Source organism: Synechococcus sp. CCY 0621 (genome assembly GCF_019038465.1).
Taxonomy (GTDB): Bacteria; Cyanobacteriota; Cyanobacteriia; order PCC-6307; family Cyanobiaceae; genus Cyanobium.
Genome location: NZ_JAFKRH010000048.1, coordinates 34,666 through 56,345 on the forward strand (window position 1 = coordinate 34,666; position 21,680 = coordinate 56,345).

The 21,680-nt window shown below is 70.5% G+C and carries 24 protein-coding genes and 1 tRNA gene; 7 read left to right on the plus strand and 18 right to left on the minus strand.

Translation table 11 applies throughout. From position 1 onward, the window contains the following. Position 1 precedes the first annotated feature (1 nt). The 6 genes from gshA to KUG43_RS15815 form a co-directional block, all read right to left on the minus strand. Positions 2-1,165 carry a glutamate--cysteine ligase gene (gene gshA / locus KUG43_RS15790; protein ID WP_216910645.1) on the minus strand — a complete coding sequence of 388 codons (1,164 nt, stop codon included), beginning with the start codon at positions 1,163-1,165 and terminating at the stop codon, positions 2-4. Further along, entirely contained in the window at positions 1,162-2,727 is a 1,566-nt protein-coding gene (locus KUG43_RS15795) for an anthranilate synthase component I family protein (protein ID WP_216910647.1), read from the minus strand. Before KUG43_RS15795 ends, gshA begins: the two co-directional genes overlap by 4 nt. A gap of 68 nt (positions 2,728-2,795) precedes the next feature. Next, a complete protein-coding gene (locus KUG43_RS15800) occupies positions 2,796-3,227 on the minus strand; it encodes a photosystem I reaction center subunit II PsaD (RefSeq protein WP_216910649.1) in 432 nt (143 codons plus the stop codon). Positions 3,228-3,339: 112 nt separating this feature from the next. Next, positions 3,340-4,740 carry a sensor histidine kinase gene (locus KUG43_RS15805; protein WP_216910651.1) on the minus strand — a complete coding sequence of 467 codons (1,401 nt, stop codon included), beginning with the start codon at positions 4,738-4,740 and terminating at the stop codon, positions 3,340-3,342. Beyond that, positions 4,731-5,999: a rod shape-determining protein RodA gene (gene rodA / locus KUG43_RS15810; RefSeq protein ID WP_216910653.1), complete on the minus strand. Its 1,269-nt coding sequence runs from the start codon at positions 5,997-5,999 to the stop codon at positions 4,731-4,733. The genes KUG43_RS15805 and rodA overlap by 10 nt, the downstream gene beginning before the upstream one ends. A gap of 4 nt (positions 6,000-6,003) precedes the next feature. Then, positions 6,004-7,110, minus strand: a complete 1,107-nt coding sequence (locus tag KUG43_RS15815) for an Mrp/NBP35 family ATP-binding protein (protein ID WP_216910655.1) — start codon at positions 7,108-7,110, stop codon at positions 6,004-6,006. Between the two features lie 215 nt (positions 7,111-7,325). Between KUG43_RS15815 and hemF the strand changes: the two genes are divergently transcribed. Continuing rightward, the gene (hemF, locus tag KUG43_RS15820) at positions 7,326-8,351 is read left to right on the plus strand and encodes an oxygen-dependent coproporphyrinogen oxidase (RefSeq protein WP_216910657.1); all 1,026 of its coding nucleotides are present in this window, start codon (positions 7,326-7,328) and stop codon (positions 8,349-8,351) included. On the opposite strand, the gene KUG43_RS15825 is transcribed toward hemF, so the two are convergent. Continuing rightward, the gene (locus KUG43_RS15825; protein WP_216910659.1) at positions 8,278-9,162 is read right to left on the minus strand and encodes a dehydrogenase; all 885 of its coding nucleotides are present in this window, start codon (positions 9,160-9,162) and stop codon (positions 8,278-8,280) included. The two genes, hemF and KUG43_RS15825, sit on opposite strands and share 74 nt — an antisense overlap. Before the next feature lie 4 nt (positions 9,163-9,166). Further along, positions 9,167-9,718, minus strand: a complete 552-nt coding sequence (locus KUG43_RS15830; RefSeq protein ID WP_216910661.1) for a cofactor assembly of complex C subunit B — start codon at positions 9,716-9,718, stop codon at positions 9,167-9,169. Between the two features lie 92 nt (positions 9,719-9,810). Between KUG43_RS15830 and KUG43_RS15835 the strand changes: the two genes are divergently transcribed. After that, positions 9,811-10,476 (plus strand): ribonuclease D, encoded by a 666-nt coding sequence (locus KUG43_RS15835; RefSeq protein ID WP_216910663.1) that lies wholly within the window; start codon positions 9,811-9,813, stop codon positions 10,474-10,476. Positions 10,477-10,509: 33 nt separating this feature from the next. On the opposite strand, the gene KUG43_RS15840 is transcribed toward KUG43_RS15835, so the two are convergent. Beyond that, positions 10,510-10,767 (minus strand): DUF8658 family protein, encoded by a 258-nt coding sequence (locus KUG43_RS15840; RefSeq protein WP_216910665.1) that lies wholly within the window; start codon positions 10,765-10,767, stop codon positions 10,510-10,512. Between the two features lie 40 nt (positions 10,768-10,807). Next, positions 10,808-12,058 (minus strand): lipid-A-disaccharide synthase-related protein, encoded by a 1,251-nt coding sequence (locus tag KUG43_RS15845; RefSeq protein ID WP_216910667.1) that lies wholly within the window; start codon positions 12,056-12,058, stop codon positions 10,808-10,810. 44 nt (positions 12,059-12,102) lie between these two features. On the opposite strand from KUG43_RS15845, the gene KUG43_RS15850 reads away from it, so the two are divergent. Then, positions 12,103-12,173: transfer RNA gene (locus KUG43_RS15850), tRNA-Cys, on the plus strand. 53 nt (positions 12,174-12,226) lie between these two features. Continuing rightward, entirely contained in the window at positions 12,227-12,463 is a 237-nt protein-coding gene (locus KUG43_RS15855) for a hypothetical protein (protein ID WP_216910668.1), read from the plus strand. A 34-nt stretch (positions 12,464-12,497) separates the two neighbouring features. Here KUG43_RS15855 and KUG43_RS15860 read toward each other — a convergent pair whose 3' ends face one another. The 3 genes from KUG43_RS15860 to KUG43_RS15870 form a co-directional block, all read right to left on the minus strand. Next, the gene (locus KUG43_RS15860) at positions 12,498-13,136 is read right to left on the minus strand and encodes a class I SAM-dependent methyltransferase (RefSeq protein ID WP_216910670.1); all 639 of its coding nucleotides are present in this window, start codon (positions 13,134-13,136) and stop codon (positions 12,498-12,500) included. A 250-nt stretch (positions 13,137-13,386) separates the two neighbouring features. Then, positions 13,387-13,878, minus strand: coding sequence for a hypothetical protein (locus KUG43_RS15865; protein ID WP_216910672.1), 492 nt, complete (start codon positions 13,876-13,878; stop codon positions 13,387-13,389). A 35-nt stretch (positions 13,879-13,913) separates the two neighbouring features. Next, on the minus strand, positions 13,914-14,099 hold the full coding sequence (locus KUG43_RS15870; RefSeq protein ID WP_216910704.1) for a DUF8639 family protein: 186 nt from the start codon (positions 14,097-14,099) through the stop codon (positions 13,914-13,916). An 84-nt stretch (positions 14,100-14,183) separates the two neighbouring features. Between KUG43_RS15870 and KUG43_RS15875 the strand changes: the two genes are divergently transcribed. Continuing rightward, a complete protein-coding gene (locus KUG43_RS15875) occupies positions 14,184-15,164 on the plus strand; it encodes an aldo/keto reductase (protein ID WP_353618059.1) in 981 nt (326 codons plus the stop codon). 5 nt (positions 15,165-15,169) lie between these two features. Here the strand turns inward: KUG43_RS15875 and KUG43_RS15880 are convergent, their stop codons facing one another. Next, positions 15,170-15,832, minus strand: coding sequence for a DUF8655 family protein (locus tag KUG43_RS15880; protein ID WP_216910676.1), 663 nt, complete (start codon positions 15,830-15,832; stop codon positions 15,170-15,172). Positions 15,833-15,939: 107 nt separating this feature from the next. After that, a complete protein-coding gene (gene purM, locus KUG43_RS15885) occupies positions 15,940-16,974 on the minus strand; it encodes a phosphoribosylformylglycinamidine cyclo-ligase (protein WP_216910678.1) in 1,035 nt (344 codons plus the stop codon). Positions 16,975-17,398: 424 nt separating this feature from the next. Here purM and KUG43_RS15890 point away from each other — a divergent pair, with 424 nt between their 5' ends. Beyond that, a complete protein-coding gene (locus tag KUG43_RS15890) occupies positions 17,399-17,893 on the plus strand; it encodes a septal ring lytic transglycosylase RlpA family protein (protein WP_216910680.1) in 495 nt (164 codons plus the stop codon). 79 nt (positions 17,894-17,972) lie between these two features. Beyond that, positions 17,973-19,535, plus strand: a complete 1,563-nt coding sequence (locus KUG43_RS15895; protein ID WP_216910682.1) for a bifunctional pantoate--beta-alanine ligase/(d)CMP kinase — start codon at positions 17,973-17,975, stop codon at positions 19,533-19,535. On the opposite strand, the gene KUG43_RS15900 is transcribed toward KUG43_RS15895, so the two are convergent. The 3 genes from KUG43_RS15900 to KUG43_RS15910 are packed head-to-tail and all read right to left on the minus strand — an operon-like array spanning position 19,532 to position 21,524. Further along, entirely contained in the window at positions 19,532-20,056 is a 525-nt protein-coding gene (locus KUG43_RS15900; protein ID WP_286194881.1) for a low molecular weight protein-tyrosine-phosphatase, read from the minus strand. The genes KUG43_RS15895 and KUG43_RS15900 overlap by 4 nt on opposite strands. Then, positions 20,053-20,715 carry a C-phycocyanin alpha-cysteine-84 phycocyanobilin lyase subunit CpcF gene (gene cpcF / locus KUG43_RS15905; RefSeq protein ID WP_216910684.1) on the minus strand — a complete coding sequence of 221 codons (663 nt, stop codon included), beginning with the start codon at positions 20,713-20,715 and terminating at the stop codon, positions 20,053-20,055. Before cpcF ends, KUG43_RS15900 begins: the two co-directional genes overlap by 4 nt. Next, positions 20,715-21,524 carry a HEAT repeat domain-containing protein gene (locus KUG43_RS15910; RefSeq protein ID WP_216910686.1) on the minus strand — a complete coding sequence of 270 codons (810 nt, stop codon included), beginning with the start codon at positions 21,522-21,524 and terminating at the stop codon, positions 20,715-20,717. The genes cpcF and KUG43_RS15910 overlap by 1 nt, the downstream gene beginning before the upstream one ends. Positions 21,525-21,680 lie beyond the last annotated feature (156 nt).

Below are 21,680 nucleotides of genomic sequence, written 5' to 3' on the forward strand. Positions count from 1 at the left end.
TTCATGATCCTCCAGGAACCTGGGCTGCTTCTGTCTCCAGCCATGCGTCCAGCGCCTTCTCCCGTGACGCGAGCGCCACGGCCTCGCTGCCGATGATGGCACCGATGCTTTCGCCACGCCCCTGACGGGCGAGCCAACGCATCGCCTGGTTGCCGGTGGCGAGCAGCTCGTGGAGCGGGGCCAGCCAGCGCTCCAGCCCCAGCTCCGCCGCCAGGGGGGCCATGGCCTCCAACTCGGCGGCGATCCAGGCGCGGGCCTCCAGCGTCTGTCCGCTGCGCCAGTGCACCAGCTGGGCCTGGAGGCTGGAGCGGGCCGCCGCCCGGTCGTTGGCATCGGCCAAGGCCTCGAGCTCACCGGCGGCCAGGGGGCTGGCGGCCAAGGGATCCTGGCCCTGGGGATCCCGCAGCAGTTGCTGCAGGCGCAGTTCGGTGAAGGCGGTGACGGCCAGCAGCAGCAGAGGGTCGTCGATCAGGTCGCAGATGCGGATCTCCAGGCGGTTGAGGCCATGGGGGCGGTCGTCGCCATTGGGGCGCACCGAGGTCCACAGGTGACGCACGTTGCGCATCGCCCCGGCGGCCAGCTGCTGCTCCATCCAGAGGATGTAGTGGCCGTGGTTACGGAACAGGGGCACCTGGGGCGGGGTGATCGGAAACTGCAGCCAGCGCTGGGAGTGGGCCCCGGTGGCCACCCCGTCCAGGAAGGGGGAGCTGGCGCTGAGGGCCAGCAGCAGCGACGCCTCGCAGCGCAACAGGCGCAGGCCGGCGAACAGGGCGTTCATGTCCGTCAGCCCCAGGTTGATGTGGACGCTGGCGGTCACGACCCGGGTGCCGTAGGTGGCCTCGATGTAGGCGTGGTACGGGTTCTCGGGGTCAGAGCGCTCGAAGCGTCGGCTGTCCCCCAGGCTCAGGGTGCTGCCCGGCAGCAGGGTCAGCTGGCGGGGCTGGAGCCAGCGGCGCAGCCGACGGCGCGGCTCCAGCAGCAGCTCCAGCTGGGCGGTGTAGGAGGCCTCGGGTGGGGTGACGTACTCCAGGTTGCGCTGGTCCGGTTCGGTCATGAAGCCGGCCAGCGCGGCGGCCGCTTCCGCCGAGCAGCCCACCACCGAGCCATCGGCCCGGCCGGTGTACATCTCCACTTCGAAGCCCTTGAGCAGCAGGGGCGCGCTCATGGGGTGGCGTCCGCCGCAGCGGCCACGGCCGGCTCCAGGCAGGCCAGGGCCTTGAGCATGCCGCGTGCCTTGTTGCGGGTTTCCTGGTACTCCGCCTCCGGCCGGGAATCGGCCACGATCCCTGCCCCGGCCTGGACCTGCACCCGCCAGCCGCCGTCGGGATGGGGCCGAACCACCATGGTGCGGATCGTGATCGCCGTGTTCAGCGCCCCGGCCAGATCCACGGCCCCGTAGACCCCCGAATAGGGCCCGCGGGCATCCGGTTCGAGGGCATGGATCAACTGCATGGCCCGGATCTTGGGGGCCCCGCTCACGGTGCCGGCAGGGAAGGACGCCATCAGCAGATCCCAGATGTCGTGATCCTCGGTCAGCAGCCCTTCCACCTCGCTGACGATGTGCATCACGTGGGAGTACTTCTCGATCACCATCAGCTCGGTGACCTGCACCGTGCCGGCCCGGCAGACCCGGCCCAGGTCGTTGCGGCCCAGGTCGACCAGCATCACGTGCTCCGCCCGCTCCTTGGGATCGGCCAGCAGCTCCTCAGCCAGGGCCGCATCCCTTCGGGCATCCTCGCCGCGGGGGCGGGTGCCGGCGATGGGCCGCAAGGAGGCCTTCACCCCTTCGGCGCAGGGCTCCGCCTTCACCATCACCTCGGGGCTGGAGCCGATCAGATGCCAGTCGCCGAAGTTGAAGAACGCCATGTAGGGCGAAGGATTCACCATCCGCAGGCTGCGGTAAAGCTCGAAGGGATCGTGGCTCACCCGGGTTTCCAGCCGCTGGCTCAGCACCAGCTGGAACACGTCGCCGGCGGCGATGTGCTCGGCCGCCGTGGCAACAGCGGCTTCGAAATCGGCCTGGCTGCGGTTGCTGCTGGTGGCCAGCTCGGCGCCACTCGCCTCGTGCCAGGCCAGCGGTTGCACGTGCGCCGGCAGCGGGGCGTGCATGCGGGCCTCGAGGGCCTCGATGCGCGCCGCCGCCTGGTCGTAGGCCTCGCCGGGATCGGCGCCTGCGGAGAGATCCACGTAGGCCACGGCCGTGATCTGGCGCTTCACCTGGTCGAACACCAGCAGACTGTCGGCCAGCATCCAGCAGCCGTCGGGTGGGGCCCCCTCGGCGGCGTTGTGCACCGGCACGCTGGGCTCGATCCACTGGATCAGCTCATAACCCCAGAAGCCGAACAGTTGGGCCACCTTGGGCAGGCCCTCCACCGGGCCAGGCCGCAACGGCGCCAGGGCGTCCCGCAGCAGGCGGAAGGGATTGCCCTGGAGCTGTTCGCTGCGGCCATCCCGCCAGCACCGCTCGCCCCGGTCGCCGCGGCAGGTGAGGGTCCAGAGCGGGTCGCTGACGACGTAGCTCCAGCGGCCCAGCTGCTCGCCCCCCTCCACGGATTCCAGCAGCACACCATGGCTGCTGCCCGCCCCCACCTTCAGCCAGGTGGTCAGGGGCGTCTCCAGGTCGGCGGGCCAGCATTTCTTGAGGGGCAGAAGATTGACGGCCAAGTCAGCACCTGCTTCCCCACCGGCGATCCGGGCAAGGAAGGCGCTGCGATCAGAACCGGGCATCACGGCGACAGGCAGGCAAAAAAAACGGGGCTCTCGGCCCCGCCGTTATAGGTGCTGGCCGATGCGGATCAGGCTTCGTGGGTTTCCTTGCCGCTGAACTTGAGGCTGGCAGGGTTGGGGTTGGCGCCGATGCTGCGGGGGGTGTGGCCCACCATGGCGCGGCCTTCGTTGACCTTCTCGGGGAAGACGCCGTCCTTGGGATGCAGGAATTCGGTGTCGCCGCCGGGGTAGATCCGGTAGATCTTGTAGTCCTCGATCCGGGGCTTGAACTTGGTGCGCAGCTGGGTGCCGAGGGCCAGGCACTGCTCCTTGCGGGCGAAGTACATGAGGTTGTCGCCTTCGTTCATCTCCGCGGCACCGCCGGTGGGGAGTTCGAACGCCTGGGCCTTGGAGCTGCTCCAGGTGATGGCGTACTTCTCCTCGGTTTCGGCCGAGTTCAGCAAGCCACCGGTGCTGCCGATGGACTTCGGAAGTTGACCGTGGAGGGCCGTATCAGGCATGACTTGCAGACCGTTTCAGGCGGAAACTAGCACCGTGTTTTTCGCCTTTCCGGCGCGCCCGCCGGACTCTTCACACCCGTCAACAAACCCGGCCCACCCGGGGCCCATCCCCTCAGCCGCTGCGCTCGGCGGCCGGGAAGAACACGGTCAGGTTGCTGCCGCCTCGCTCGGTCAGCCGGCCCCCCAGGCGATGGAAGAGCCGCTGGGTGGCCTGGCGGCTGAGCTGCAGGCTGCCGGTTTCGGGGTTCCAGCTCAGCACCGGCCCCACCGGCATCGGCACGGCGGCCGCCAGCCCATCGGCGTCCCGGCTTTCGGGGTCGTCGCTGCTGAGCTGCAGTTTCAACCGCGACCCCGCCGGCAGCAGCCGCAGCCGCACCTCGCTGCCGCTGGGCAGGCTGCGGCTGAACCGGTCGATCAGTCCGCCGAGCATGGTTTCCAGCCGGCTGGGGTCGCTCATCACCGGCGGCAGGTCGGCGGCGATCTCCAGAACCAGCTTGAGATCACGCCGGCCCAGCTGGCGTTGCCACAGCGCCTCCAGCTGAAGCAGCAGTCGGCTCAGGTCCGTCCGGGCCAGTTCACTGGCGCTCAGAGGCTGGCCGCTGCCGGGCTGGCGCTGCAGTTCCGCCGCCAGGAAGATCAGTCCGAAGCGGTCGATCTGTTCGCTGCACTCGCCATCGATCTGCTCCAGCCGCTGGCGCACCACCGCCGGCAGATCGGTGCGGCGCAGCAGGGAGCGGATCAGGGTGCGGATCGTGGCCAGAGGGGTGCGCACCTCGTGGGTGAGGGCTTCGAGCAGGGCCAGCTCGCTGCTGACGGCGTCGTTGCCGTTGCCCTCGCTGCGTTTCTCCCCGTGCACCAGCGGCTGCAGGGTGACGCTGGGGGCCATCGCCGCCAGCCGCTGGGCCAGCAGGGGCCAGAAGCGGGTGCCCAGGTCGGGGGCGTTGCGGAGCGGACCCAGCAGCTGCAGCCGGCGGCGCAGCCCCAGACCCGCCGTCGGATCGTCCTGGGCCAGGCGGCGATCGAGCAGCTCCAGGGCAGCCGACAGGATCGCGGCTTCGAAGCGCACCACCAGCCGGCGCGCCTGCGGCGGGCCATCGAGGGCCAGGGCCACCTGCAGCACCGGCGTGATCAGCACCAGCAGCGGATCGGTGCCGTCCTCTTCGCGCAGGCTGAGGCGCTGAAAGCCCCCGGGCCGGCCGGCCGTGCCCCGGGGGGCGGTCCCCGGGGGGGGCGGCAGACCGGGCAGCAGCGGCAGCCCCGATGGCATCAGGTTGCCCACCTCCACCGGGGTCCAGACCCAGCCGTCCAGCCACTCCAGAAGGGCGGGCTCGTAGAGGGCCGGCAGGGGCGCCGCCAGCCAGACGCCGGGCTGGGGTGGGGCGGTTCCGAGCAGATCTTCCTGCACGGTGGCCAGGGCGGCCCACCACTGGCGCCTGACGCTGTCCTCGTCCCCCCGCCCCGCCGGCACCCCCTCCGCCAGCAATGAACGCAGTTCCCCCAGGCTCACCACCATCGCCGCTGGCTGCGGCTGTGCCTGGCCACGGAGGCGCAGAGCCCGAGGCTGATGCAGTTGACGAGCATGGCCGAACGGCCGTAGCTCAGGAAGGGCAGGGGAATGCCGGTGATGGGTCCGAGACCGATGGTCATGTTGACGTTCACCACCACCTGGAACATCAGCATGGCGCCGATGCCCACCACCACGAGCGATTCGTAGTCGCTGCCGGCCCGGCCGGCGATCTGCAGCAGGCGCCAGATCAGCACCACAAAGCCCACCACCACCAGCATCGAGCCGATGAACCCGGTCTCCTCCCCCAGGGCACTGAAGATGAAATCGGTGTGCTGCTCAGGGATGAAGCGCAGCTTGGTGAGCGATCCGTTCATCAGGCCGGTGCCCCAGAGCTGGCCGGAGCCGATGCCCACGGTGCTCTGCAGCAGGTGGTAACCACCGCCGAGGGGATCCTGGGCCGGATCGAGGAACAGGGTGAGCCGGGCCCGCTGGTGGGGCCGCAGCCCGTGTTCCCACAGCCAGGGGGTCCCCACGGCGAACAGTCCCTGGACGGCCAGCACCAGCGCCAGGCCGATGCCCTTCCAGGGCAGGGAGCGCCAGGCCACCCAGCCCATCAGGGGGATCCAGCCCACCAGCAGCCAGGGCACGGTGCCGGCGATGATCGCCGTGAACAGCGGTGAGAGCAGCAGCAGCAGCCAGGTGGCAGGCATGCCCGACCAGAACAGCATCACCAGCAGCACCGCACCGAAGACCAGTGACGAGCCCAGATCGGGCTGCACGAACACCAGCAGCCAGGGCACGCTAATCATCCCCACCGGCCGCAGCAGATCGATCGGCCGTTCCACCGGGTACTTCGACAGCACGCCCGCCAGCAGCAGGATGGCCGCCACCTTGGCGAACTCCGACGGCTGCACATAGAAGCCGCCGATGTTGATCCAGCTCTGGGCCCCAAGGGCGCTGACCCCGATGATCCGCACCGCGATCAGACTCGCGACCATCAGGATGTAGATCGGCCACTGGAAGCGGGCGATCCGCTGCAGCGGCACGCGGGACAACAACACGGCCACGACCATCCCCACCGCCGCGGTGACCCAGTGCTGGTACCAGTCGGTGGTGGCCTGCTGGCGCTGGGTGCTGGCGATCAGGATTCCCGCCAGCAGGGTGAGGGCGATCGGGATGCCCCAAAGAATCGGATCGAAGCCGAGGCCACGCCGCTTCGCCCCCTTGGCGGCGAACCCACCGCGCCGGGGGCTGAGAACCGCCATCGCTTCAGGCGAGGGCCGGGCTGAGGGCGCAGCTGGCGCTCAGCCGCTCGGCCAGCTCGGTGAAGGCACGGCCGCTGGCGGAGCTGGGTGCCGAGAGCACCACCGGCCGGCCGCTCTCTCCGCCCTCGAGAACGGGCATCTCCATCGGCAGCTGGGCCAGCAGCGGGACATCCGCCTCATCGGCCAGCAACCGGCCGCCACCGCTGCCGAACAGGGCGTAGCGGCGATCAGGCAGATCGGGGGGGATGAAGGCGGTCATGTTCTCCACGACCCCCAGCACCGGCACCCCCATCTGCAGGAACATCGCCAGGCCGCGGCGGGCATCCTGCAGCGACACCTGCTGGGGGGTGGTGACGATCACCACCCCGGCCATGGGCACGGCCTGGGCCAGGGTGAGCTGGGCGTCACCGGTGCCGGGCGGCAGATCCACCACCAGCACGTCGCGCTCGCCCCAGTTCACCTGATAAAGAAACTGGCGGATGATGCCGTTGAGCATCGGGCCGCGCCAGACCACCGGCTGGTTCTCCTGGATCAGCAGGCCCATGGACACCATCACGATGCCGCAGCTCTCGATCGGCTCCAGCACCTGGTCGTTGCCGCTGCCCGTCACCTGGGGACTGCGGTCGGCCACGCCGAGCATGGTGGGGGCATTGGGCCCGTAGATGTCGGCATCGAGCAGGCCCACCCGCAGGCCCGAGGCCGCCAGGGCACAGGCCAGGTTGACCGCCACGGTGCTCTTGCCGACGCCACCTTTGCCGCTGCTGACGGCGATCACCTGGCGCACGCCTGGGATGCCCTGCCGTTCCGGCAGCTGCCCCCCCCCCGGGCCATGGCCGGCGGCGCCAATCGGCCCCGAGGAGGGGGCGGCGGCGGGCTGGGCCAGTTCGATCTGGACGTCGTTGATGCCCTCCACGGCCAGCAGGGCGCTGCGGGCCTCAGCGGCGATGCGCTCACGCTGGCTCGCGGCGAAGCCGGGCAGGGCGAGGCGAAACACCGCCCGGCTGCCCTGGTGACGCAGGTCGCTGATCCAGCCGAGCTCCACCAGGCTGCGGCCGCTGCCGGCATCGCGGAGCGGCTGCAGCGCCTTCAATAGGGTGTCGGCGCTGGCCATTCGTCGACGTCTCGGGTGTTCTGAGACGGGATCCTAGGGGCCGTGCCCCGGGGCGGTCGGGCCGGCAGGGGCCCCCCGGAGGCCCCTCGGAGGCCCCCCGGTGGCGGCCGCCCGGAACTTCCTCAGCCCGTGACAGAGACTCTCGACCCCTTGTGGGACCCCCCGACGGGCTGAAAAGGTGTGCGGATGTTCCGCGCCCGCCGCGCTGCCGTTCCATGGAGATGCCACCTGCCGATTCCCGCAGCCGCGCCAAGGCCCTGCTGATGGGCCTGCAGGATTCGATCTGTGCCGGCCTGGCGAGCCTCGATGGCGGGGCCGACTTCGAGGAGCAGAGCTGGGAGCGGCCGGAGGGCGGCGGTGGCCGCTCCCGGGTGATGAAGGACGGCCGGGTGTTCGAGCAGGGCGGCGTCAACTTCTCCGAAGTGGAGGGGGAGCGCCTGCCCCCCTCGATCCTGTCCCAGCGCCCCGAAGCGGAGGGCCACCGCTGGTTCGCCACCGGCACCTCGATGGTGCTGCACCCCCGCAGTCCCTACGTGCCCACGGTGCACCTCAACTACCGCTACTTCGAGGCCGGACCGGTGTGGTGGTTCGGCGGCGGCGCTGACCTCACCCCCTACTACCCCTTCCTGGAGGATGCCCGCCACTTCCATCGCACCCTCAAGGGGGCCTGTGATCGGGTGGATCCCGCCTACTACCAGGTGTTCAAGCCCTGGTGCGATGAATACTTCTTCCTGAAGCACCGCGGCGAGACCCGCGGGGTGGGCGGCATCTTCTACGACTACCAGGACCCCGGCGGGGTGCTCTACAAAGGTGGCGACCCCGAGGGGCCGGCGGCGGCGGCCAGCACGGCCGTCGGCCCCCTGCACCAGGACTGGGAGCAGTTGTTTGCCCTGGCCTCGGCCTGCGGCAACGCCTTCCTGCCGAGCTACGTGCCGATCGTGGAGCGCCGCCATGGGCTGCCCTGGGGAGAGGTGGAGCGCCAGTTCCAGCTCTACCGCCGCGGCCGCTACGTGGAGTTCAACCTGGTGTTCGACCGCGGCACGATTTTCGGCCTGCAGACCAACGGCCGCACCGAATCGATCCTGATGTCGCTGCCGCCCCTGGTGCGCTGGGAGTACGGCTACACGGCCGCTGAAGGCAGCCGGGAGGCCCTGCTGACCGACCTGTTCACTCGCCCCCAGAACTGGCTTGAAGACCCTTCCCTGGAGGAGCGCTGCCGACCCCACCAGGCTGTGGGCTGAGCGGCTGGGGGGTGGTGGTGGGGCTGCGGCCCAGGCCGACTTCGAGGGCCGTGACGATCCTGCTGGCGATGGCCATCACCGTCTCGGGGCGGGTGGCGGGGTTGCGCAGGGAGCGCTCCAGCCGGCCTTCCAGCTTGCCCACCTCCAGCAGGGCGATGCCGCGCCTGGGTCCCCCCAGGCCGCCACGGAAGGCCATGGGGAAGCCACCGAAGGCCTCAGCCAGGCTTTCGTCGAGACGGCCGAAAGGCCGATGCAGCGGCGGGATCAGCCCTGATCCGACGCCGTCGGGTCCCCAGGCATCGAAGTGGATCTCCAGGGCATAGCCGCCGCTGGCGGCGTGCTGACGGCCCACGCTCCAGTTGGTGCTGGGGTGGTCGCCGTCGCTGATCGTGCGGAAGGGGGGGCGGTAGGTGCTGATGCGCAGCCCCCGCTGCTGCCCCAGGGCCACCACCGCCTCGGCGACGACCATGTTCCAGTAGAGCTCGTCGCTGATGCCTGGGACCATCGGCGGAGCCCCGGCGGCCACCGCGGCGCCGCTGGTGCCGGACCCCGCGATCCCCTGGGAATCGGCATGCCCGGCGAGCACCAGGATGGGGGTGTCCGCTTCGACGGGGCGGAGGCCGATCCAGTCCCGGTTCAGGTGGCTGCGGGGGCCGGTGATCGGATCGGTGCCGGCCAGCGACGGGGCTGATGTCCCGAGCTGGCCGCCCAAGGCTGAGGCCTCGGCGCCGCGGGCGGGCGCCGGCATGTCGGCAAGGCTGCTGAACAGAAGGGCTGGAGCCACCAACCAGGCGGCAGAACGGCAACGCATCGGCTCAGATCGGGGAGGAGAGCAGGGAGCCGTCGCTGGCCAGCTGGAGGTCGGCGCCGAGCTCCAGCTCGATGGCGATCAGTTCGTCGCGGTGGGCGCGCAGGCGCAGGGTGCTGCCGCCGCTGCTGTCCCCGTCCATCAGGCGCAGCTCCAGGCTCTCGGGCCTGGCCGCCCGCCGGCTGTAGACGACACCCGCCATCGGACCGGCCAGGGCCAGCAGCAGGGGCCACCAGCCGAGGGAGGGAAGCACCTGGCGCAGCACCAGGCCCAGGCAGGCGGCCCCCACGCTGCCCAGCAGCGAGAGCAGCAGCGCGAGGGGCAGGCTGGAGCGCACCTGGCCGCGGAAGCGCAGCAGTTGTCGCTCGGGGTCGCCGGTTTCGGTCTGCCAGCCCCGGGCCGTGAGCCAGTTGGAGAGGCCCTCGAGCACCTGCACCGGCGGCTGGGGGGAGTGGACGTCCACCACCGTGGTGCGGTCCTTGCTGGCGGCCCTCAGGAAGAAGACCAGGCCGATGGCCATCAGCAGGGTGAGCAGGAGGGTGGAACCCAGGGTGGGCATGGGGGCAGAGCCTTGGCGGCCCCCATTCTGGCCCGACTGGCCTGGCCGGCGTCCGTGCTGGGCCACGATGGCCGCAAAACCCCTGCCCCACGATGGCCCAGACCCCTGCCAGCGTCAGCGCCAGCCCCGGACCGGCGGCCCGTTTCGCCGTCTTCGACCACGACCTCGACGCCACCTGGCAGGAGCTCTACGGAGAAGCCCGGGCTCTGGCGATCGACACCGAGGCCATGGGACTGATCCATGGGCGCGACCGCCTCTGCCTGGTGCAGATCTGCGATGACGCCGACAACGTCTGCTGCATCCGGCTGGCGCGGGGGCAGACGCAGGCGCCGCGGCTGAAGGCCCTCTGCGAGAACCCGGCGATCGAGAAGGTGTTCCACTTCGCCCGCTTCGATGTGGCGGCGCTGGCGGAGAACCTCGGCATCGCCGTGGACCCCATCTTCTGCACCAAGGTCGCCAGCCGCCTGGCCCGCACCTACGCCCCGCGCCACGGCCTCAAGGACGTGGTCAACGAGCTGGTGGGGGTGGAGCTCGACAAGCAGGCCCAGAGTTCCGACTGGGGCCGGGTGGAGGAGCTCAGCGACACCCAGCTGGCCTACGCCGCCGGAGACGTGCGCTGGCTGCTGGCCGCCCGCGACCGGCTGGAGGTGATGCTGCGCCGGGAGGAGCGCTGGGAGCTGGCCCGCCGCTGTTTCGCCTGCGTGCCGGTGTTCGCCGCCCTCGACCGGCAGCGGTTCCACCAGGTCTTCGAGCACTGAGTCGGGGAGCGCTGGTGCGGCAAGCCGGGCTGCTCAGTCCTCGATCATGAACAGGTCGTCCTCGCCCACCGAGCGCAGCTGGCCGTCGAACAACTGGCCCCGGTCGAGGCCGCTGGCTCTGGTTTCCTCCAGCAGGCGTTCCGCCAGGGCCAGCTTGGCGGCCGTGTCCCGCAGGCCCTCCTTGGCCGCCAGGATCTCCACCCGCCGGCGGGCCGCCGCCAGGCTGATGCCCAGCTGGGTGGCCAGATGACCGCAGGCGGCGTTGAAGCTGCGGTCGGGGATGCCGGGCATCGGTGCGGGGGAGGAGGGGGCGGTCGAGCCCATCATCCCCCTACCCCGGCAGCAGGCGCTCGAGGATCAGGGCTGCCAGCCGCGCGCTGCCACCGGCCGGTCCCATGCGCCGCCGGCCGATGCGGCCCAGCCGGACCCGCTCCCCGTCGTCGTTGAGCAGGGCGATCAACCGCCGCTGCAGCTCGCCGCTGTCCCGGCACGGCTGCACCGCTCCCCCCAGGAGCCGGCTCTGGCGGCGGGCGAAGCCGGCCTTGAACTGGGGGCCGGGACCTGGCAGCGACAGGGCCGGCACCCCCAGACCCACCAACTGCTCGGTGGCCGTGCCGGCGGTGGCCAACCCCAGCTCCGCCAGCGGCGCCCAGGCCGCGAACCGGCCCGGACCCACCAGCAACTCCAGTGGGCCGCGCCGCCAGAGGGCCGAGGCACCGGAGCCCGGCGGTGCTGCCGCCGGGGTGAATCCAGCCGCAGCCAGCGGGGCGGCCAGCTCGGCATCACTGGGGCGGGAGCTGCAGGCCAGCAGCACACTGATCGGCTGGGTCGCGCTGGCGGACGGCAGGGCGGCGAGCAGGCCGCGCAGGTTGCCCAGGGCCTCGGGCAGGCGGCTGCCCGGCAGCAGCAGCAGACGGCGCCGCCCCTGCAGCCAGGCCGGCAGGGGCCCAGGGGCGGTGAAGCCATCCATCATCGGGTTGCCCGGGGCGAGGGCCTGGACCCCATGGCGGCGCAGTCCCCAGGCGGTGAGGCGATCGCGCACCGCCACCAGTTGGCAGCGGCGGTGGCCCATCAGGGCCCACTCCCAGGGATCCCATTCGCTGCCCTTGGCCCGGTGGTACCCATCGGCCAGGGGGGAGCGGCCCCATCCCGGCGGAGGCGGCGTGGCCCAGGTGTGGTCGCTCTTCGGGGTGCCCAGAAAGCCGTACGGACCGCCACCCGCCCAGGCCAGCAGCAGGGGCAGCAGGTCGCCCACGGCCAGGATCGGCAGACCCTGCCTTCCCCAGCGCCGCACGATCCGCCACTGACGCCAGCTCAGCAGCGGCAGCCCGGCGGCCAGATCGTTCAGCAGTCCCCGCAGGCTCTGGTTGCTGAAGCCGCCGCTGGGCAGCGGCTGTCGCGGCCCGACCCGCTGCAGCTCCCCGGCCGCTTCGGCGCCGGCATAGGCCTGGCCCATCCCCACCAGGGGCAACACCCGCACCTCCAGGTCGGGGGCCTGGTGCCGCAGGGCCTCGATCAGCCGCAGGGCGATCAGGTCCTCCCCGTGGCCGTTGCTCAGAACCAGCAGACGGGGGGTGCACATGCCATGGCTGATACGATCCGCTGCGGGGAGTTTGCTCCCCGGCAGGCGGCATGGCCAAGTGGTAAGGCAGAGGATTGCAAATCCTTTATCCCCAGTTCGAATCTGGGTGCCGCCTCTGCAACAACAGGCGCGCTCCTGCTCGCCATTCCGCGCAGGAGTCACGGCCCAATGGCCGCCCATCGGTGGCAGACTGAAATGGACTTGCCAATGAGGACTGAGGTGGGAGCCAACTCCACGGAAGAGCCGGATCCGTTCGTGGCGCTGCTCAGCGAAGACTGCCTGGAGATGATTGAAAAGATCCAGGCCTATCGCGAAAGAATTCAGCTACCTTCCACACCCACGGCGATTCTCGAAGACGCCATCATCGAGTACTACACCGCCCTCAAGAGGGTCGGCAACTGGTGATACTGCCGCTGCTGGGTGAAGGCTTGGCCTGGATTCAACCCTGCTGCATTCCAGGCTTTAGCTGAGGCTGACGTGCTCCTGCTCCCAGGATCAGTTCAGCCCGTTTCCTGTGCAGGCTCATCGAGGTTTCGGTGAGCACCACCCACTGGGCCAGGGTGGAGCAGTGCTCCTCAAAGGGGGGCAGGTCCAGACGCAGCGGCCGCCAGGCGCCCGCCTCGATGTCCTGGTTGAGTTCCGAGTGGGGCAGATCGTCGTTGGTGATGATCAGCCAGCGGTAGTGGGCCTTGAAATGGTCGAGATACTCCCGCACCAAATGGTTGGGAAGGTGTTGCAGCACATCCTTCACCAGAATCAGATCAGCGGGCGGCAGGCTGGCCAGGTCCTCAAACAGCTGGAAGCGAATCGAGTCGCTGGCGTGGAGGTCACTGTTGGCGGCCACCACGGAGTCGACGATGTCAATCCCGGTGTAGGTGATGTCACCCCAGTGGATCAGCCGGGAGAACTGCCAGTCGCCACAGCCGAAATCGACGACGCTGCGGATGTGATTGAGCCGCAGAAAGCGCTGCAGGGTGGCGATGTACTCGCCGTTGAACTCAGGTCTGGACCCCTGGCCGGAGCCTCCTCCCCAGGTGTCGTGTTGGTAGATGCGCGTGAAGGCGTCCTTGGTCGACATGCCGGATAGTGGGTGGCGGCACCCTAGCGGCGACGTCCTTCCGTCCACTCGCGTCGGCTCAGGGAAGGACGCCCAGGAGCAAGGAGATCAGGGCGAAGCCCACGACGCCCACGAGGGCCAGCAGCGATGTGGACTGGGGCATGACCGTCACCCGAACGAACGAATAATAAAGAGAACCTGAAGAGGTTCAGGGTTGTCTGTGGCGTTCGTTGCCGATCGTCATTTCCCTTGCGCCCGGTTCGAAGGCCGCTCAGGGAGAGGCTTCCGCCTGCCATCGCTGGCCGTCTGGGCCGACGGCCTCGCAGCGGAAGGCGCGTCCATCCAGATGGCAGTGGCCGCTGGCGAGCTGGGCCCTGGTCAGCCCCAGGCTCGTCGTGGCCTCGCCGAAGCCCGCCTGGCCCACGGCGCTCACCCGCAGTCGCAGGGGCCAGCGCGGCTCGCAGCGGCTTGCCTGGCATTGCATGCCCCTGGAGCCTTCCGCCAGCACCCCGGCGAAGACCAACTGGCGATCAATAAAGGCGCCGTTGCCGCCCGGCTGCAGAAACCGGACGGTGAGCAGTCCCTCCATCTGCTGATCCAGCCGCAGCAATCTGCAGCTGATGGGCTGCTGAGGCGAGGCCTGGCTGGAGCTGCTGACGATGCGGCAGCGCCGCAGGCCCCCTTCCCAGCGGCCGAAATCCTCGCCCGGCAGCTCCTGGCCCTCCAGGGGCGCCCACGGGCCAGTGAGGGCCAGCAGCAGCACCAGGCCCGACGGCCATCCGCGGCAACGCCGCCGCTTCAATAGCCCGAGTCGGCGACGCAGATCCCCTGGCAGCTGATCCCGTTGCTGGCCGTGCGGCCGCAATGGCCGCAGAGCACCGGCTCGGGGCTGGGCGCAGCTGGCGCGCTGCCGGTGGCCAGCTGGATGCTGGCGCCCGCGCCGGCGGTGGGCCGTGGCGGCCGGACGCCCGGTTGGGTGGTCATTGCATGCCCCCTGGGGACGGTTCGGTCCGATCATGGCAACAGCGTGAGAGTGCCGCGATCGTCTGGGCCGACCCTGCCACCCCCGTGTCCGCGCCCGGGCCGTCAGCTGCCCCCGGGATCGGGGTGGGCACCTGGGCCTGGGGCAACCAGTTTCTCTGGGGCTACGACCCGGCCCAGGACGCGGAGCTGGCCGCCTGTTTTCGCCGGGCGGTGGATCTGGGGCTGACCCTGTTCGACACGGCCGATTCCTACGGCACCGGCCGCTTCGGGGGGCGCAGCGAGTCGCTGCTGGGCGACTTCGTCGCCGACCTGCCGCCGGCCCGGCGCCAGGGCCTCACCGTGGCCACCAAGCTGGCCCCTTTCCCCTGGCGACTGGGCTGCCGTGGATTCGAGCGGGCCTTCGAAGCCTCCCGGCGGCGGTTGAGGGGCCATCTGGACAGGGTCCAGCTGCACTGGAGCACGGCCCGCTACGCCCCCTGGCAGGAGGGGCCCCTGCTGGAGGGGCTGGCGGATCTGCTCGAGCAGGGCCGGGTGGGCAGCCTGGGGGTGTCCAACCTGGGCCCACGCCGGTTGCGCCTGGTGCATGGGCAGCTGGCCCGGCGGGGATTGCGGCTGTCCAGCCTGCAGGTGCAGCTCTCGCTGCTGGCGCCCGAGGCCCTTGCGGCCGATGGGGTGGCATCGGTCTGCCGGGAGCTGGGCATTGACTTGCTGGCCTACAGCCCCCTGGCCCTCGGTCTGCTGGGCCGGCCACCAGGGGAGGGCCAGGGACTGCCGGCGGGACCGCGGGGCCTGCTGTTCCGCCGGCTGCAGCCCCGCATCCAGCCCCTGCTGCAGACCATGGAGCGGATCGCCCATGCCCACGGGGCCCCCATGGCGGCGGTGGCCATCAACTGGTGCCGGGCCCACGGCGCCATTCCCCTGGTGGGGTTGCGCCGTGCTGATCAGGCCGACGCGGCGGCCGCGGCCGCCAGCTGGTGCCTGGACGACGGGGAACGACGGGATCTGGACCGGGTGGCGCAGCGGTGCGAGGGGCGCATGCCGGCCAACCCGTTCCAGAGCGGCTGAGGGCCTCAGGCGCTGAGGGCGTCGGCCGGATCGGGACTCAGCACCACCGGCAGGGCCGCTGGCCGTGGCTGGGGGGCCTCGGCCCGCTGCAGCAGCCTCACCACCTGGGGGTCGGCCGTTTCGCCGGCGAGGGCGCCGTCTTCTCCCGGGCCGCAGGCACTGAGGGCCTCCTGCAGCAGGGAATCGAAGGTGGAGCCAGGCAGCCGGTGACGAGCCAGTTCCAGGAAGGCGCGGGAGAGGGATTCGCCCGCGGCCGCCCGCAGCGCCGGGTTGGAGCGCCGCAGTTCCTGCTCCTGGGCGATCGAGTTGAGGAACCGCTGGGTGATGTCCCGTTTGGTGGTGGCCCGGATGCGGGTGTCCTGGTCGGCCTCGCTCAGGAAGGTCTGGGCCTCCAGCTCCTGCAGGCGGCGGTTGAGGCTGTCGAGGACGTCCTGGGCTTCCTTATTAATATGGGTGAGCTGGCCATCGGACAGGCGGGGCAGGTCGGCCACATAGACCTTGCCGTGGTCCCGCAGGGTCAGAAAGGTGGGGCGCTGGCCGCCCGTGCCTTCCCGCTGCACTGGGGCCCCACCGTCCCGCAGACGGGGACGAGGCTGCTGGGGCCGCTGGGGAGGAATCGGGCCGGCGGAACTACGGCGGCGGGTGATGCGTCTGGACGTATCGAACATCGGGCAGCGAAATCTTTTGAACGTGTTGGGAGCGCGTGGGGGACTGGTTGTGGCGGTAATGACGCCCACGACCTTAGGGAAAGCGGTGGATGGGGGCCGCTGGCGCCTCAGTGCGGCAATCCGGCCAGGGGGTGCTCCCCCGGCTCGCCCGCCGCGATGCTGCCGAGCTCCCAGGCCTGATGGCCCGAGGAACGGCAGAGATCGATGATGCCAGGGGAGGCTTCTGCTGGAACCACCAGGCAGAAACCGACCCCCAGGTTGAAGGTGTTCCAGAGATCAACCTCCGGCACCTGGCCCCGCTCCTGCAGCCAGCGGAACAGGGGCGGACGCTCCCAGCTGTCGGGGTCCACCACCGCATGGACCCCCGCGGGCAGGCAGCGGGGCAGGTTCTCCGGCAAGCCGCCGCCGGTGATGTGGGCCATGGCATGGAGCGGCAGCCCCGATCGGCGCAGGTCCTTCACCAGCGAGGCATACAGCAGTGTCGGGGTCAGCAGGGCTTCGATCAGTCCTTGCCCGGTTGCCGGCAACAGGGTGGCGGTGTCGACCGCTTCGGCCTCCAGGATGCGCCGCACCAGGCTGAAACCATTGCTGTGGACGCCGCTGCTGGCCACCGCCACGATCCGGTCACCCAGGTTTACGCGGGCGCCGTCGATCCGTTCCTCCTCCTCCACCACCGCCACACAGAACCCGGCCAGGTCGTAGCGGCCGGCGCCGTAGAAGCCCGGCATCTCGGCGGTTTCGCCCCCCAGCAGGGCGCAGCCGCTCTGGCGGCAACCATCGGCGATGCCTTCCACCACCTCGGCCATGGCCTCGGGGCCGAGCTTGCCGGTGGCGATGTAATCCAGGAAGAAGAGTGGTTCCGCGCCGCTGGTGATCACGTCGTTGACGCACATGGCCACCAGGTCGATGCCCACGCCGTGGTGGCCGCCATGGGCCTGGGCGAGGTCGAGCTTGGTGCCCACCCCATCGGTGCCGGCCACCAGCAGGGGGCGTTTCATCCCGGCCGGCAGGCGGCAGAGCCCGCCGAAGCCTCCCAGTCCCCCGACCACCTCCGGCCGCCGGGTCGTCTCGACACTGGTTCGGATGCGTTCCACGAAGGCGCGGCCGGCGGCGACGTCCACGCCGGCAGAGCGGTAGTCCATGGGGCAAGGGTCAGCGCTGCACCGATCCTGCATCGGCATGGGGCCGCGGGAGGCGCCTGGAGAACCCTGGGCATGGACGATTGACCGATTGGCCCACGCTCCCATCGCCTGGACTTATGCCATTGATCAAATCCACTGATGTTTCGCTAGCGCCGGTGGGCCAGTCAGGCCAGTGGACGCCTGGAGGGGTGGCAAAGATGAAGAAAACTGATCGGTCCTGAGGCCTGTCTGCAGCGCATTTGAGCCCTGTGCAGTTCGGATAGTTTTCCGGGGTCGTCATTTTCTCTTAGGAATTCGCCAGGCCATTTCGGCCGCGTTCGACTCAGTCACCACCGCTTCAGGTCTGGTTGTCGTCAACGCCCGAATGCAGTCATCAGGAACGTCGTTCCTCGATGTCTTGCTCAGCCAGTGTCTTCCGCTTGTCATGCGAGTCACTCAACTCCTGGGCGCCGCCGCCCTCCTCTTCACCAGCAGCATCGCTCCGGCCCAGGCCGGCTCCCTTACTGCCCAGCAGGCCCCTGGGAGTTCCGTTGCCATCCGCCCCGCCGACTTTCCCTCCACCTGGGATCGGTTCGTCGAAGAGATCCGCACCGTGCCCACGGCGAGCAACCTGATCGCCTCCGCCGGTCGTGTCACCACCGGTCAGGCCAGCTGGTACGGCCCCGGTTTCTTTGGCAACCGCACCGCCAGCGGAGAGGTCTTCCGTCCCGGCACCCTCACCGCCGCCCACCGCACCCTGCCTTTCGGCACCAAGGTGCGCGTCACCAACCTCTGGAACGGACGTTCCGCCGTGGTGCGCATCAATGACCGTGGTCCGTTCCACGGCAGCCGCGTCATCGACCTGGCCCACGGAGCTGCCCAGGAACTGGGCCTCACCGCCAGCGGCGTTGCCCAGGTGAAGCTCGAAGTGCTCCCCTGACACATTCAGGCGGTTCGGTCCGCCCTGTGTCCCTCCAGCCCATCCGCCAATCTGGCGGCTGGGCTTTCTTTTTGTGCCGGTGCAACTGCTTCAGACCCTGGCCGAGCTGAACGACTGGCGCCGCGAGCAGGTCGGTCGGCCGCTCCACTTCGTTCCCACCATGGGCAGCCTGCATCAAGGCCACCAGCAGCTGCTGCAGCGGGCCTGCGCAGCCGTGCCTGCCGGCCGCCCAGCGGTGCTGCTCAGCGTCTTCGTCAATCCACTTCAGTTCGGGCCGGCTGAAGATTTTGACCGTTACCCCAGGGATCTGGCCGCCGATGCCGCCCTGGGGGAGGCGGCCGGTGCCGAGGCCCTGTTTGCCCCATCGGTGCAGGAGCTGTACCCCGGTGGTGAGGCCCAGCTCACCGGCGTGGTTCCCCCGGCCGCCCTGCGCCATTCCCTGTGCGGCCCCGGTCGGCCTGGCCATTTCGAGGGTGTGGCCACGGTGGTCTGTCGGCTGCTGGCGCTGGTGCGCCCCGATCGCCTCCTGCTCGGGGAGAAGGACTGGCAGCAGCTGACGATTCTTCGCCGTGTGGTGGCCGACCTGGCCCTGCCGCTGACGGTGCAGGGCTGCGCCACGGTGCGGGAGGCCGATGGGCTCGCCTGCAGCTCGCGCCATCGTTACCTCAGCGCCAGCGAGCGCGATCAGGCGGCGGCCCTGCCCGCGGCCCTGGGGGCGGCGCAGACGCTCTGGCGTGACGGCACCACCAGCGCGGAGCTGCTCTCCGCTTCAGTCCGCCACGACCTGGAGGCGGCGGGCCTGGCGGTGGAGTACGTGCAGCTCGTGCAGCCCTCTACCCTGAGCCCCGTGACCGCCACCGCCGGCGGCCTTTTCTTGCTTGCCGCGGCCGCCCGTTGCGGCAGCACGCGCTTGATCGACCATCTCTTCCTGATGAACCGCCCTCCGATCGTTGCCATCGATGGCCCCGCCGGGGCGGGCAAGAGCACCGTGACCCGGGCCTTCGCCCGCCATCTGGGCCTCCTCTATCTCGATACCGGTGCCATGTACCGGGCCCTCACCTGGTGGGTGCTGCACCAGGGTGTGGACCCGGCCGATGCCGCCGCCATCGCCCCCCTGCTGGACGACCTTGATCTGCAGCTGGAGAGCGACGCCGTTGGCGAGCAGCGGGTGCGGGTGAATGGCCAGGATGTGAGTGAGCCCATCCGGGGGCCCGAGGTCACCGCTGCGGTGTCCACCGTGGCGGCCCATGCCTGCGTGCGGGCGGCCCTCACCGGGCAGCAGCGGGCCATGGGGCAGCGGGGCGGTCTGGTGGCAGAAGGGCGTGACATCGGCACCGCCGTCTTCCCGGAGGCGGAGTGCAAGGTGTTCCTCACCGCCACGGTGGCGGAGCGAGCCCGCCGCCGGGCAGCGGATCTGACCCAGCGCGGCTTCGCCGTGCCGCCCCTGGCGGAACTGGAAGCCCAGATCGCTGAGCGGGATCGCCTGGATTCCACCCGGGCCGAGGCCCCCCTGCGGCAGGCGGCTGATGCGGTGGAGCTGGTCACCGACGGCCTGGGCATCGATGCCGTGATCCAGCGCCTGGTGGATCTGTTCCGCGAGCGGGTGCCCGAGGACGCCTGGCCTGGCCCCGGGACTCCCTAGCCCCCCGCCCGTTCAGTCATCAGGGCCGCAAGCAAGCCCCCGCAGGCGTCCTCCAGCAGGTCGAGCACCCGATCGAAGCCCTCCTCACCGCCGTAGTAGGGATCGGGCACTTCTTCGATGCTGTGGCGGCTGCAGTACCGGGAGATGGGGGAGATCTGGGCGGAGGCCCCAGGCCCGGCCAGGCCCCGCACCGCCGTCAGGTTCTGCCGATCCATCGTCAGCACGTGATCGAAGCGGCCCAGGTCGTCCGCCGTGATCTGGCGGGCCCGGCTGGGCAGGGCGATGCCGCGCCGGGCTGCGGCATCGCGCATGCGCGCGTCGGCGGGCCGTCCCACATGCCAGTCGCCGGTGCCGGCGGAATCCACCCGGAAGACCTCCTCCAGGCCCTGGAGGGCGATCAGGTGCAGGAACACGCCCTCGGCGGCCGGGGAGCGGCAGATGTTGCCGAGGCAGACGAACAGGAGGCTGGTGGGCTGTGCCATCGCGAGGGCGGCGGCGGGCGGTTCAGCGGGGGTGGTCATTGGGCGTTCAGTCGCTTGAGGGCCACGCCGGCCCGCAGCCGCACCACCAGAGTGTCCTCTCGCTCCGGATCCTGGAGTTGCCCCAGGCTTGCCTCGGCCCGATCCCTTTGGGGATGGGCCGGGGGCAGGGGTAGGGCCAGGCCCTCGAGGCCCACCGCCACGGCGTAACGCACGACCCACTCGCCGTCCCCACGGCCGCTCTCAAGGGCCCCCAGGCAGCGCTCACGCACCTCCTGCCGTTCCGCCTCGGCCAGGGTCTCCAGCCGCAGGGCCCCCAAACCCCGGGCGGCGGCCCGGCGCACGCTGGGCCCGACGTCCGTGGCCAGGGCGTCCTCGAGCACGTCCAGCCCGCGGGTGTCGCCGATCCCCGCCAGGGCCCGCACGGCCCAGGCCCGGGCGCCGTAATTGTGGGCATCGAGATTGGCCAGCAACGGTCCCACGGCGGCCGGGCCCAGGGCGATCAACCCATCCACAGCGGCCACGGCGGCTCCCGGATTGTTGAAGCCCAGCACCTGGACCAGCTGGGGCACGGTGGCCAGCGGGTCGTCGCAGGCGATCAGCCGGCGGGTGGCCACCACCAGCTCCTCGGCGCTGCCGGCCTGCTCGAAGGCGCGGATGCGATCGGCCGCGAGCCTGGAATCTCCGCTTGCGGCCGTCATCAGAGCAGGGCGTCCATCGCCATCAGCACGGCCTCATCATCGCTGTCCACCTCATGGCCGCTGCCGTTCTCCACGAGGCCCCGCAGGGCGATCAGCTTGAGACTGTTCTCGGCCAGGGTGCGCTGGATGGGGACCAGGGCGGGACGCCATCCCACCGCCCCCAGATCCATCAGGGCGGCACGACGCACCTGCAGCTGGGGGTGTTGCAGCAACTGGAGCAATTCGTCGGCCCAGGCCGTCTCCCCGGTGAGCTGCAGCAGGGCCCGGCAGGCGGCACTGCGCACCAGGGGGCGCCCATGGCTGGTGAAGGGCTTGATCACGGCCAGGACCTCCGCTTCGGCCACACCGATCGTCCCCAGGGCCTCCAGCATCGCTTCGCAGGGTTCCTGCAGGCGGGGGCTGTCGCTGCGGTGGGCACCGGCGACATCGGGCCCGCTGGCCAGGCGGCGGGTCAGAAGCGGCACAGCCGCCGTGGCCCGCAGCTCGCCGAGGGAGCGGGCCGCGGCCTCCCGCAGGCCGTCGTCGGCATCGTCGAGCACCACCAGCAACTCGCTCACCGCCCGCCCATCGGCGATCTTCCCAAGGGCTCGGGCGGCATTGCGGGCCACGGCGTTGTGTTCCACCCCGGCGCCCACATCCCTTGGCTGGCGCTGGCGCAGGGCCGCCAGCAGCAGGGGCACGGCCTCGGGATGCCGGCTGCGCATGCGACCCAGCCACCAGGCCGCGTAGTACTGGCGAGACTGGTCCTCGGTCTGGCGCAACTGCTCCAGGGCTTCGGCTTCACTGATCGGTTCACCGTCTCCGGCCATGGGCGTGCAGAGGTGGGACGTAGGGACTGGGGGAATGCTGCCACCCCCGCTGGCTGGGGGAATCGGGCCAAAAAAAAGGGTCCCGGAAGGGACCCAGAGGAATCGAAGAGCGAAGCGACTCAAACGAGGGCGCTGATGGCGTAATCGATGTAGTTG